General features: G+C 71.6%; 12 protein-coding genes. 7 read left to right on the top strand and 5 right to left on the bottom strand.

Annotated elements, in window-relative coordinates; translation table 11 throughout:
• Positions 1–91: 91 nt before the first annotated feature.
• Positions 92–1,279, bottom strand: coding sequence for a lipid-transfer protein (locus tag ACFYZB_RS19990; RefSeq protein WP_388760115.1), 1,188 nt, complete (start codon positions 1,277–1,279; stop codon positions 92–94).
• 162 nt (positions 1,280–1,441) lie between these two features.
• Between ACFYZB_RS19990 and ACFYZB_RS19985 the strand changes: the two genes are divergently transcribed.
• The 5 genes from ACFYZB_RS19985 to ACFYZB_RS19965 all read left to right on the top strand — a co-directional run bounded on the left by ACFYZB_RS19985 (position 1,442) and on the right by ACFYZB_RS19965 (position 7,001).
• Positions 1,442–3,187, top strand: a complete 1,746-nt coding sequence (locus tag ACFYZB_RS19985) for an MFS transporter (protein ID WP_388760113.1) — start codon at positions 1,442–1,444, stop codon at positions 3,185–3,187.
• Between the two features lie 177 nt (positions 3,188–3,364).
• On the top strand, positions 3,365–4,018 hold the full coding sequence (locus tag ACFYZB_RS19980; RefSeq protein WP_388760110.1) for a class I SAM-dependent methyltransferase: 654 nt from the start codon (positions 3,365–3,367) through the stop codon (positions 4,016–4,018).
• A gap of 22 nt (positions 4,019–4,040) precedes the next feature.
• Positions 4,041–4,997, top strand: coding sequence for an N-acetylmuramoyl-L-alanine amidase (locus ACFYZB_RS19975; RefSeq protein ID WP_388760107.1), 957 nt, complete (start codon positions 4,041–4,043; stop codon positions 4,995–4,997).
• Between the two features lie 83 nt (positions 4,998–5,080).
• Positions 5,081–5,884, top strand: a complete 804-nt coding sequence (locus ACFYZB_RS19970; RefSeq protein ID WP_388760105.1) for a hypothetical protein — start codon at positions 5,081–5,083, stop codon at positions 5,882–5,884.
• A 106-nt stretch (positions 5,885–5,990) separates the two neighbouring features.
• A complete protein-coding gene (locus ACFYZB_RS19965; protein ID WP_388760102.1) occupies positions 5,991–7,001 on the top strand; it encodes an LLM class F420-dependent oxidoreductase in 1,011 nt (336 codons plus the stop codon).
• A gap of 12 nt (positions 7,002–7,013) precedes the next feature.
• On the opposite strand, the gene ACFYZB_RS19960 is transcribed toward ACFYZB_RS19965, so the two are convergent.
• Positions 7,014–7,583 carry a hypothetical protein gene (locus ACFYZB_RS19960; RefSeq protein WP_388760100.1) on the bottom strand — a complete coding sequence of 190 codons (570 nt, stop codon included), beginning with the start codon at positions 7,581–7,583 and terminating at the stop codon, positions 7,014–7,016.
• 128 nt (positions 7,584–7,711) lie between these two features.
• Between ACFYZB_RS19960 and ACFYZB_RS19955 the strand changes: the two genes are divergently transcribed.
• Positions 7,712–8,005, top strand: coding sequence for a hypothetical protein (locus ACFYZB_RS19955; protein WP_388760097.1), 294 nt, complete (start codon positions 7,712–7,714; stop codon positions 8,003–8,005).
• A 10-nt stretch (positions 8,006–8,015) separates the two neighbouring features.
• On the opposite strand, the gene ACFYZB_RS19950 is transcribed toward ACFYZB_RS19955, so the two are convergent.
• From ACFYZB_RS19950 to ACFYZB_RS19940, 3 genes are read right to left on the bottom strand one after another with little or no spacing between them, the layout of a single operon-like run.
• Entirely contained in the window at positions 8,016–9,086 is a 1,071-nt protein-coding gene (locus ACFYZB_RS19950; RefSeq protein ID WP_388760095.1) for a prenyltransferase/squalene oxidase repeat-containing protein, read from the bottom strand.
• Positions 9,083–9,829, bottom strand: a complete 747-nt coding sequence (locus ACFYZB_RS19945) for a class I SAM-dependent methyltransferase (RefSeq protein ID WP_351203473.1) — start codon at positions 9,827–9,829, stop codon at positions 9,083–9,085. The genes ACFYZB_RS19950 and ACFYZB_RS19945 overlap by 4 nt, the downstream gene beginning before the upstream one ends.
• The gene (locus tag ACFYZB_RS19940; protein ID WP_388760093.1) at positions 9,823–11,226 is read right to left on the bottom strand and encodes a glycosyltransferase family 4 protein; all 1,404 of its coding nucleotides are present in this window, start codon (positions 11,224–11,226) and stop codon (positions 9,823–9,825) included. Before ACFYZB_RS19940 ends, ACFYZB_RS19945 begins: the two co-directional genes overlap by 7 nt.
• 220 nt (positions 11,227–11,446) lie before the next feature.
• Between ACFYZB_RS19940 and ACFYZB_RS19935 the strand changes: the two genes are divergently transcribed.
• On the top strand, positions 11,447–12,067 hold the full coding sequence (locus ACFYZB_RS19935; RefSeq protein ID WP_351203469.1) for a TetR family transcriptional regulator: 621 nt from the start codon (positions 11,447–11,449) through the stop codon (positions 12,065–12,067).
• Positions 12,068–12,092 lie beyond the last annotated feature (25 nt).

Genomic DNA, 12,092 nt, shown 5'->3' with positions numbered 1-12,092 from the left:
GGGCCCGGTGCGGCGAGAGTGCGTGCATGGCGTCGCGGGGCTGGGGGCACCTCCCGGCCGAAGGCTGGGGGAGGGAGTTTGACGACAGGGCCTAGACCGCGCGCAGCACCGTCACCACCGCCGCCCCGCCCAGCCCGATGTTGTGCGCGAGCCCCACCCGCGCGCCCGGCACCTGCCGCTCCCCCGCCGTGCCGCGCAACTGCCACACCAGCTCGGCCGTCTGGGCCAGGCCGGTCGCGCCCAGCGGATGGCCCTTCGAGATCAGCCCGCCCGACGGGTTCACCACCCAGCGGCCGCCGTACGTCGTCGCGCCCGACTCGACCAGCTTCCCGGACTCCCCGGGCGCGCACATGCCGAGCGCCTCGTAGGTCAGGAGCTCGTTGACCGAGAAGCAGTCGTGCAGTTCGATGACGTCCACGTCCTCGATGCCGAGCCCGGCGCGCTCGTACGCCTGCCGGGCGGCCGCCCGGGACATGGGCTGCCCGACCACGTCGATGCAGGAGCCGGACGCGAAGGACTCCTCGGTGTCGGTGGTCATGGCCTGCCCGGCGATCTCGACCAGGCCTTCCAGGGAGCGCTCGTCGGCGAACCGCTGCGAGACCACCACGGCCGCCGCCGCGCCGTCCGAGGTCGGCGAGCACTGCAGCTTGGTCAGCGGCCGGTGGACCGTGCGGGAGGCGAGGACACCGGCGACGTCGTACACGTCCCGGAACTGGGCGTAGGGGTTGTGCGCGGAGTGCCGGTGGTTCTTGGCGGCGACCGCGGCGAGCTGGGCCTCGGTCGTGCCGTACCTCTCCATGTGCTCGCGGGCCGCGTCGCCGAAGATCTGCGCGGTCGGCGGGGCGGGCTCGAAGCCGTGCCGGGCGGCCATGACGCCGTAGTGCCGGGCGACGGGGGACACGGAGAAGTCCCCGCCGTCGGCTCCCCCGCCCAGCGCGCCCTTCTTCATCTTCTCGAAGCCCAGCGCGAGCACGCAGTCGGCGGCGCCGCCCGCCACGAGGTGGCGGGCGAGCATCAGCGCGGTCGAGCCGGTCGCGCAGTTGTTGTTGACGTTGTAGACGGGGATGCCGGTCAGGCCGAGTTCGTAGGCGGCGCGCTGGCCGGCGGTCGAGGGCTGGAAGCAGTAGCCGACGGGAACCTGTTCCACGTCGGCGTACGCAACGCCCGCATCCTCCAGCGCGGCGGTCCCCGCTTCCCGCACCATGTCCCAGTACTGCCATTCACGGGTCTCGGGCTTCTCGAACCTGGTCATGCCGACCCCGGCGACATAGGCCTTCATGGCGCGCAGACTAGAACCTGTTTCACCAACAGGCCATCGTTGACGGCTCGTCAGTTACCCATGAACTGGTCAAGGATTCATTAGGGGCCCGAAGCAACGGAATAGTTGCCTGTGCATACGAGGTTTACCCAGCACTTATCACTACGGGGAGGCCTCGACTCCATGACCCACACGACGACCGACCAGCCGGCCCGCAGAGCGGGCGGCGCCGTGGTCCCGGTGCTCGCGTTCGCGGGCATCGTCGTCGCGGTGATGCAGACCCTGCTCGTGCCGGTCATCAAGGACCTGCCGCAGCTGCTGGACACCGCTCCCTCCAACGCCACCTGGGTCCTCACCTCGACCCTCCTGTCCGGTGCCGTGGCCACCCCGATCATGGGCCGCCTCGGCGACCTCTACGGCAAGCGGCGGATGCTGATCCTCAGCCTCGCCGTGATGGTCGTCGGCGCCCTGGTCAGCGCCCTCACCAGCCAGCTGCTCACCATGATCGTCGGCCGTACCCTCCAGGGCTTCGCCATGGGCGCGATCCCGCTCGGCATCGGCCTGATGCGGGACATGCTGCCGCGCGAGAGGCTCGGCTCGGCGATGGCCCTGATGAGCTCCTCGATCGGCGTCGGCGGCGGCCTCGCGCTGCCCGCCGCGGCCCTGGTCGCACAGCACACGAACTGGCACGCCCTGTTCTACGGCGCCGCCGGCCTCGGCGTGCTGTCCATCGTCCTCACCCTCCTCGTCGTACCCGAGTCCCCCATGCGGGCGGAGGGCTCCTTCGACCTGCTCGGAGCGCTCGGCCTGTCCACCGGCCTGGTGCTGCTCCTGCTGCCCATCACCAAGGGCAGCGACTGGGGCTGGTCGTCCGGTACGACGCTCGGTCTGTTCGCCGCGTCGGTCGTGGTCCTCCTCCTGTGGGGCCTGTACGAACTGCGCGTCCAGGCACCCCTGGTCGACCTGCGCACCACCGCGCGCCCGGCCGTCCTCTTCACCAACCTCGCGTCGATCATGGTCGGCGTGGCGTTCTACGTCGTCTCCCTGGTCCTGCCCCAGCTGCTCCAGCTGCCGAAGGCCACCGGCTACGGCCTCGGCCAGTCCATGGTCGTCGCGGGTCTGTGCGTGGCACCGCTGGGCCTGACGATGATGTTCACGGCTCCGGTGTACGCCCGGCTGTCCGCCAGGTACGGCCCCAAGGTCACCCTCATCATCGGCCTGCTGATCATCGCGATCGGTTACGGTGGCGGGCTCGGCCTGATGGACGCGGCCTGGCAGACGATCGTCACGTCCGTGGTGCTCGGCGCGGGCATCGGCCTCGCCTACTCCTCGCTGCCCGCCCTGATCGTCGGCGCGGTCCCGGCCTCCGAGACGGGCGCGGCCAACGGCCTCAACACGCTCATGCGGTCCATCGGCACGTCGGTGTCCAGTGCCGTCATCGGCATGGTGCTCGCCAACACGGCGCAGAAGGTGGGCGGCATCGCGATCCCGACCATGCACGGCTTCCGGGTGTCCTTCCTGATCGCCACGGCCGCGGTGGCGGTGGGCCTGCTGCTGGCCCTGTTCCTGCCGAAGGCCTCCCGGCCGGGTCAGCAGCACACCCAGCTGCGGGCCAGCAGCGAGGAGGACGCCGGTCTGGAGCGTGCCGAAGAGGTGCTCCGGGGTTTCCGTGGGCGGGTTCTGGATGCCTCCGGCGTTCCGGTCGCCCGGGCCAAGGTCACGCTGATCGACCGGCGGGGGCGGCAGGCGGGGGCGGCCGTCTCCGAGGAGGACGGCAGCTACGCACTCGCCGTGCCGGCTCAGGGCGCGTACGTGCTCGCCGCGAAGGCCTCCGGCCATGGGCCGCTTGCCTCTTCGGCCACGCATTCGGGTGAGGAGCGGGCTGTCGATCTGGATCTTTCGCTGCCTGGGGAGATTGTGAGCGCCTGAGAGCCCGGGGGGTCTGCCGTCCGGCGGCCCACCCGCCGTCGTCGCTTGTCGCGCCCACGCGGCGGAGCCGCATATCAATACAGCCCCGCGCACCCATGAAACGCACCCCCTGTCGAAAAGCGACCGGGGGTGCGGCAGCATGGGCCCCCTGAACAGTCGTACGACCGGAAGGCCCCCATGCCCGCCACCGCCCCCAAGCCCGAGATCCTGGCCGCGTTCGAGGCGGCCAAGGGGTTCATGCCCGTGGACGAGGGGCTGGCGTTGTACGAGGCCGCGGTGGAGGCGGGGCGGCTGGGGCTGCCGTTGCTGGAGGTCGGGACGTACTGCGGGCGGTCCACCGTGCTGCTCGCCGACGCGGCCCGTGCGGCCGGGGTCACGGCGCTGACCGTGGACCACCACCGGGGCAGCGAGGAGCAGCAGCCCGGCTGGGACTACCACGACCCGGAGACGGTCGACCCGGAGGTCGGCCTGATGGACACCCTGCCGGCCTTCCGGCGGACGCTGTTCAAGGCGGGGCTGGAGGAGCACGTGGTCGCGCTCGTGGGCCGCTCACCGCAGATCGCGGCCATCTGGAACACCCCGCTCGGACTCGTCTTCGTCGACGGCGGACACACCGACGAGCACGCGGGCGCCGACTACGAGGGCTGGGCCCCCCATGTGGCCGAAGGGGGATTGCTGGTCATCCACGACGTCTTCCCGGAACCCGAGGACGAGTTCACCGGGCAGGCCCCGTACCGCGTGTACCTCCGGGCGCTCGGGTCCGGGGCGTTCACGGAGGTCTCGGTGACCGGCTCCCTGCGCGTCCTGCGGCGAACGCGAGCGGGGATCTGAGGCCCCGGTTAGAGTCGCAGACGTGTCGTACCTAGGCCCGGAGTTCGATCCCCCGCAGCCGCGCCGGCCCCGGCGCGGCCCGCTGACCGTGGCGCTCGCCGCGCTGGTGCCCGGTGCGCTGCTCGGCTGGGTGGTGTACGAGGCGGTGGGCGGCGGTGCCGACGGCGGCGGGGACCGTACGGCCTCGGCGGCTCCGGCGTCCCGTGCATCCGCCGCGCCCTCCTCATCCGCTCACTCCGCCCCTGCTTCGCCTTCCGCGACGGATGACGGCAAGCGGCCCTCGGGAGGTTCCGCGTCCGGTCCGCTCAGGGGCAAGGTCGTCGTCATCGACGCCGGGCACAACCCGGGCAACTTCCAGCACACGGCCGAAATCAACCGCAAGGTGGACATCGGCACGAACTGGAAGGAGTGCGACACCACCGGAGCGTCCACCAACGACGGTTACACCGAGGCCCGGTTCACCCTGGACGTCACACACCGGCTGCGCGCGCTGCTGGAGAAGCAGGGCGCCACGGTCAAGCTGACCCATGACGGCGACAGCCCGGCCTGGGGTCCGTGCGTGGACGAGCGGGCCCGGATCGGCAACGAGGCGCACGCGGACGCGGCGATCTCCATCCACGCCGACGGCTCGACGGAGGGCAACCGCGGCTTCCACGTCATCCTGCCGGGCTCGGTGCACGCGGGTGCCGCCGACACCCGGCCGATCGTCGGCCCCTCCCACGACCTCGGCGTGCGCATCGCCGGCAACTTCCTGCGCGACACCGGCGAACCGCCGTCCAACTACCTCGGGAACGGCACCGGTCTCGTCACACGTACGGACCTGGGCGGTCTCAATCTGTCAACGGTTCCGAAGGTGTTCATCGAGTGCGGCAACATGCGCGATAGCAAGGACGCGGCACTGCTGACCAGCGGCGCCTGGCGGGAGCGGGCGGCGCAAGGGATCTCTGATGGAATCGTGAGTTTCCTGCGCGCTTCGTGACCGACGGGCGGAACCGACCGGACAGGCGGATCTTGCGGACGGTAGTGTCTACCGACGACGAGACGACTGACGAAGGACCTGAAGTGAATATCCGCTCCCTCACTAGAGGCGACGGCGTGGTGATCGGAGCAGCGGTGGTGCTGTTCATCGCGTCGTTCCTCACTTTCGAGAGCATCTCCATCTCCGGTTTCGGCACCAGCCAGAGCCGGAACGCCTGGGAAGACCTGGGCATGGGCCTGGGCATCTACATGGGTGCGGTGATCGGTGCCGTCCTCATCGTCGTCAACCGCTGTCTGCCGCAGCCCCGCAAGGTGCTCGGGCTCGACCTCGGCCAGGTCGGCACCGCGTTCCCGGTGCTGGCGGCCTGGACGCTGCTGTGGACGCTGATCGATGTCCCGGACGGTGTCGACGCCGGCGCCGGTCTCATCCTCGGGTTCATCGCGACCCTCGTCCTCGCGGGTGCCGCCATCGCCACCCCCCTCGTCCCCTCCCTCCAGGGCGCCCTCGTCCCGGCCGCCAAGCCGGCCGCCCCGCAGCCCTACGGCGCCCAGCCGCCCGGTGGTTACGGATACCCGGGGGCCCAGCCGCAGCCGGGGCAGCCGTACGGTGCGCAGCCGCAGCCGGGGCAGCCGTTCGGGCAGCAGCCTGCGCCGCAGGGGGCTCCGACGGCTGCGCAGCCGCCCGTCGGGGACTTCTCGCCGTTCTGGTTCGCGGTGCCGGTGACCCGTCCGCTGTTCGCGGAGGACGGCTCGCCGACCCCGATCGCCGAACTGGCGCCGGGCACCTGGTACCTGGCCGTCGAGCAGCGCGGTGCCGCACTCGTCGCGCAGACCCAGGACGGCCGCCGGGGCGTGCTCCAGGACACCTCCGGCATCCAGCGCGGCTGACTTCCGCACGCCGGACGCACACGGCCCCTCGCCCTTCCGGGCGGGGGGCCGTTGTCGTACAGTCGCCTCCCGGCAGTGGACTGACGGATCGTCAGGAGGCAGGCGCATGCGGCTCGGTCTCGCACTCGGCTACTGGGGACGCGGCCCGGACGCCGGCCATGTGCCGCTCGCGCAGGAGGCGGAGCGGCTCGGGTACGACTCCGTGTGGACCGCGGAGTCGTGGGGCTCGGACGCGTTCACGCCGCTCACCTGGATCGCCGCCCGGACCTCAACGATCAAGCTCGGTACGGCCGTTGCCCAGATGGCCGCCCGGTCGCCGGCCACCACCGCGATGCACGCGCTCACCCTGGACCACCTCTCCGGCGGGCGGATGATGCTGGGGCTCGGGCTGTCCGGGCCGCAGGTGGTGGAGGGCTGGTACGGCCGCCCGTTCCCGAAGTCGCCGCTGACGGCGACCCGGGAGTACGTGGACGTCGTACGGCAGGTGCTGCGGCGGGAGGCACCGGTGGAGGTCGACGGGCGGTTCCATCCCCTGCCGTACCGGGGGCCGGACGGCACCGGGCTCGGCAAGCCGCTCAAGCCGATCACGCATCCCCTGCGGGCCGGTCTGCCCGTCCTGCTCGGCGCCGAGGGGCCGAAGAACGTGGCGCAGACCGTCCGCATCGCCGACGGCTGGCTGCCGCTGTACTGGGCGCCGAGCCGGCCCGAGGCGTACGGGGAGGTGGTGCGCGCGTTGCCGGAGAAGTTCCTGGTGGCTCCGATGGCCCGGGTGAAGGTGTGCGACGACGTGGCCGAGGGGCTGCTGCCGGTGAAGGCCATGCTCGGTTTCTACATCGGCGGGATGGGTCACGCCTCCCGCAACTTCCACGCCGACCTCATGGCGCGGATGGGGTACGAGAAGGAGGCCCGGCGGATCCAGGAGCTGTTCCTGGCAGGGCGGCGCGAGGAGGCCGTGCTGGCCGTGCCGGACGCCTTCGCCGACGAGATCTCGCTGGTCGGCCCGCGTGAACGCATCGCCGAGCGGCTGGAGTTGTGGCGCGCGGGTCCGGTGACGGACCTGCTGGCCCTGTCGCCGGACCCGCACACCCTCAGGGTGCTGGCGGAGCTCAACTCCTAGCTGCCGCCGCTCCTAGCCGCCGCCGGAGAGCTGGGACGCCGAGGGCACCTCGTTCTTGACCGGGGCGCCGGCGCCGGCGCCCGCGTCCTTGACCTTGTTGACGACGTCGTTGAAGGAGGCGGCCGCGCTCCCGTCGCCGCTGCGGAGCTTGGCCGGCAGGTTCTTCAGGCCCTCGATGGCGGAGTTGAGCGGGACGAGTGCCTTGGACAGCAGGGGGTCGCCCTGGGCGTTGCGGACGGCCGCCTTGAGCCGGTTGTAGGTGAACGCACCGGCCAGACCGGCCTTGACCAGGGTCGCCTTGCGGCCGTGGGCGCCCTTCTTGAACTTGCCGGCCTTCCAGGGCTTCACGATCCACTGGTAGGTCGCGCCGGCGGCGAGCCCCGCGTTCGCCACGAACCGGGCCTTGGCGAACTTCTGCCGTTCGGCCGAGGTGGTCGGGCTGGGGGTGGCGGCGGGGGCGGCCTGGACCGCCGCGGTGTCCTTCGTACTGGTCTTGTCGCTGCTGCCGCAGGCGGTGGAACCGGCCAGCAGGGCGCAGCACAGCGTGAGCGCCAGGCAGAGGCGCCGTATCGGTACGGGCACGGGGTCCTCCCGACGTGTCCTCCCCGAGCGGTTTGCTTCCTTGGGCAGCCTCACCCGAGAGGGCCGCTCGCGCCACTCGGCGTCCGCCGTTCGGGTTTCACCGGTCGCGGCCCGGCAATCCGGAAGGTATGTCCCCTCGATATCGCAACAGCGCGAATCAGGCCGGGACGGTCATCGCGGTCGTCGCCGACATCATGGCGCTGATCCTCGGCCTGTGGATTCTGATGTATCTGCTGGACGCGAACCGCGCGAACAGCCTGGTCCAGTTCGTCCACGAGGCCGCGGCCTGGCTGGCGGGCTGGTCCCACGACCTGTTCACCTTCAACGAGGCCTGGGCGAGGGTGGTGGCCGGATACGGACTGGCCGCGGTGGTGTACCTGTTCGTGGGCCACGCCATCGCCAACCGGATGCACCGGCACTGAGCCCCGTCGGCTAGCCGCAGCAGTCGGGGTCCAGGCCGGTCGGCAGGTACTCGCCGCCGAACACCGCGCAGGTCGCCTCGTGCCCGCCCAGCGCGGCGACGGCGAGGAGGAGGGACCCGGCCGTCCAGGTGGTGAGTTCGCGGGGCCAGATCGCGTCGTCCTCGAAGACGTAGCCCGTCCAGTACAGGCCGCTCTGCGGGTCGCGCAGGTGCTGGATGGACTGGAGGATCGTCAGGGCGCGGTCCGACTCCCCCACCGCCCACAGGGCGAGGGCGAGCTCGCTGGACTCGCCACCGGTGACCCAGGGGTTGGGGTCCACGCAGCGCACGCCGGTGTCCGGTACGACGAACCGGTCCCAGGACTGCGCTATCCGGGCCTTGGCCTCCTCGCCGGTGAGCGCGCCGCCGAGGACCGGGTAGTACCAGTCCATCGAGTAGCGGTCCTTGTCGAGGAAGCGCTCCGGGTGCCGGCGGATCGCGTGCCGGAGCCCGCCCACCGCCAACTCCCAGTCGGGCTGCGCCTCTTCACGCTGCTCGGCGATGGCGAGGGCGCAGCGCAGCGCGTGGTGGATGGAGGAGCTGCCGGTGAGCAGGGCGTCCGCGGTGGGCGTGCCGTCGTCGTCGCGGCGCCAGCCGATCTGGCCGCCGGGCTGCTGGAGGGCGAGCACCCACTCCATGGCGGCGTAGACGCACGGCCACATCCGGTCCAGGAAGGTGTCGTCGCCGGTGGAGAGATAGTGGTGCCACACGCCTACGGCTATGTAGGCGACGAAGTTGGACTCGCGGGCGCGGTCGGTGACGTCGTCGTGGGCGCCGTCGGCGTAGGCGGCGTACCAGGAGCCGTCCTCGTTCTGGTGCCGGGCCAGCCAGTCGTAGGCCCGCTCGGCGGCCTCGTGCTCGCCGGCCGCGTCCAGGGCCATCGCGGCCTCGGTGTGGTCCCACGGGTCCAGGTGATGCCCGCGGAACCAGGGGATCGCGCCGTCCTCCCGCTGTACGGCGAGGATGCCGCGGACGGTGGCGGCAGCCTGCTCGGCGGTGAGGACCCCGGGCAGGACGAGGTGTTCTGTCCGGGGGGTGGTCACTTGGCGGCCGCCTCTTCGTCAAGCCGCGGCAGGTGCGGCTTGGTCGCGTAGACCACGAAGCTCTTGCCGATCAGCGGGTTCAGCGCCTGTTCGGCGACCCTCGTGGCGAGGGGCTTCTTCATGATGTCCCAGACCAGCAGCTTGTGGTACGCCCGCACCGGCAGCGCCTTGTCGTTGTCGACGCCGAACGCGCACTTCAGCCACCAGTACGGCGAGTGCAGCGCGTGCGCGTGGTGGCTGCCGTACGGCTTCAGGCCCGCCTCGCGGATCTTCGCCACGAGTTCGTCGGCCTTGTAGATGCGGATGTGACCGCCCTCGACCTCGTGGTAGGCGTCGGAGAGCGCCCAGCAGACCTTCTCGGGGCCGTAGCGCGGCACGGTGACGGCGATGCGTCCGCCCGGCTTGAGCACCCGGACCATCTCGGCGAGCACGCCCTTGTCGTCGGGGATGTGCTCCATCACCTCGGAGATGATGACCACGTCGAAGGACTCGTCGGGGAAGGGCAGGGCGAGCGCGTCACCCTCCATGGCGGTGGCGGTGGCGCCCTCGGGGGCCTCCCCGGCCTCCTTCATCGCCGCGAACCACTTGGCGACCTCGCGGATCTCCTCGCCGTTCTGGTCCAGGGCCACGACCTGGGCGCCGCGCCGGTAGCACTCGAAGGCGTGCCGGCCGGCCCCGCAGCCGAGGTCCAGGACTCGGTCGCCCGGGGCGAGCGGGAACCGGGAGAAGTCGACGGTCAGCACGTGGCCCTGCTTTCGGAAGAGACGCCTGCAACACTTGCCGGGGCCGCGAGGCGGCCGGGGTTCTGGATCACTGGGCCCGCCGGGCGGCGGGGGCCGCCGGAGCGGGCGATGGCCTCGCGGTAGTGGGCCACCGTGCCCTCCGCGGCGCGGGCCCAGGTGAAGTGCCGCAGCACCCGTTCCCGCCCGGCGCGGCCGAGCCGCACCCTCAGCTCCGGGTCCCCGAGCAGCCGGCCCAGCCCGGCGGCCAGCGCCCCCGCGTCGCCGGGCGGTACCGCGAGGCAGGTCTCGCCGTCGCGGCCGGCGACCTCGGGGATCGCGCCGCCGGTCGTGGCGAGCAGCGGGGTGCCGGTGGCCATGGCCTCGGCGGCGGGCAGCGAGAAGCCCTCGTACAGCGAGGGCACGCAGGCCACCTCGGCCGAGCGGATCAGGTCGACCAGTTCGGCGTCGGAGATGCCCTTGACGAACTCGACGGCGCCTTCGAGGCCGTACCGCTCGACGGCCGCCGCGACCGGGCCCTCCTCGGGGCGCTTGCCGACGACGACGAGGTGGGCGGCCGGGTGCTCGGTGCGCGCCTTGGCCAGCGCCTCCACCAGGAACACCAGCCCCTTGAGCGGCACATCGGCGCTGGAGGTGGTGACGATCCGGCCCGGTACCTCCGGTACGGCCGGATTCGGCGCGAACAGATCGGTGTCGGCGCCGATGTGGACGACGTGGACGCGGTCGCCGCGGACGCCGAGGTGGTCGACGATCTCCTGCTTGGAGCTGCCGGAGACGGTGAGGACGGAGGGCAGCCGGCGCGAGACGCGCTTCTGCATCCGGGTGAAGGCGTACCAGCGGCGGACCGAGTACCGGCGCTGCCAGCCCTCGGCCGCCTCCAGCTCCAGCTGCCGGTCGACGGTGATGGGGTGGTGGACGGTGGTCACCAGGGGCGCGCCGATGTCGCCCAACAGCCCGTATCCGAGCGTCTGGTTGTCGTGGACGACGTCGAACTCGCCGCGCCGGGCCCGCAGATGGCGGCGGGCGCGCAGGGAGAAGGTCAGCGGCTCGGGAAAGCCACCGGTCCACATCGTCGCCACTTCCAGGGCGTCGATCCAGTCGCGGTACTCGCCCCGGCCCGGGGTGCGGAAGGGGTCGGGCTGGCGGTAGAGGTCGAGGCTGGGCAGCTCGGTGAGGGTGAGCCGGGGGTAGCCCTCGTCGAGCACGGGGTACGGCTGCGAGCCGATGACCTCGACCCGGTGTCCGAGCCGGGCCAGCTCGCGCGAGAGGTGCCGTACGTAGACACCCTGGCCGCCGCAGAACGGGTTCCCTTTATAGGTGAGGAGCGCGATGTCGAGCGGTCGCTCGCCGTCGGCAGCGGGGCCCTGATCGACGCCCGCCGCACGGGCCTCAGCGGTCACTCCGTGCCCCCTTCTGCCTGCACTGTCCCGCGACACTACGCCGGGACGCTAATCTAGAACAAGTTTCAGACTTGATCGTTCAAGAGGCTCTGAATCTACCGGCAGGTAGCGGTGCTGTGAGCAGTGGATCAGGTGATTCACGCCACGGCGGACCGGCCTACCATGCTGTCTGATCACGTGCCCCACAGACGCCTTCACCGACTGTCACGGAACGGGACCCATGCCTGCGGAAGCCAGTGTTTCGAGGCCTGCCTCACCGCCGCTCACCGAGCGCCAGGAGGCCCGGCGCCGCCGGATCCTGCACGCGAGCGCCCAGCTGGCCAGCCGGGGCGGTTTCGACGCCGTGCAGATGCGCGAGGTCGCCGAGTCCTCCCAGGTCGCCCTCGGCACCCTGTACCGCTACTTCCCCTCCAAGATCCACCTGCTGGTGGCGACGATGCAGGACCAGCTGGAGCACATGCACGGCACCCTGCGGAAGAAGCCCCCCGCGGGTGACACGGCCGCCGAGCGGGTGGCGGAGACCCTGATGCGGGCCTTCCGCGCCCTGCAGCGCGAGCCGCACCTGGCCGACGCGATGGTCCGCGCCCTGACCTTCGCCGACCGCAGCGTCTCGCCGGAGGTCGACCAGGTCTCCCGCCAGACGACCCTGATCATCCTGGACGCCATGGGCCTGGAGAACCCCACCCCCGAGCAGCTCTCGGCGGTCCGCGTCATCGAGCACACCTGGCACTCGGCCCTGATCACCTGGCTCTCCGGCCGCGCCTCCATCGCCCAGGTGAAGATCGACATCGAGACGGTGTGCCGTTTGATCGACCTCACCGAGCCGGGAGCGCACCGGTGATCACGGCCCGGCCCGAGGCACCGCC

The sequence above is a fragment of the Streptomyces sp. NPDC001852 genome (assembly GCF_042891825.1).
Classification (GTDB): domain Bacteria; phylum Actinomycetota; class Actinomycetes; order Streptomycetales; family Streptomycetaceae; genus Streptomyces.
Note: the sequence above shows the minus strand (reverse complement) of the source record. Positions and strands in the feature narration are given on the sequence as shown.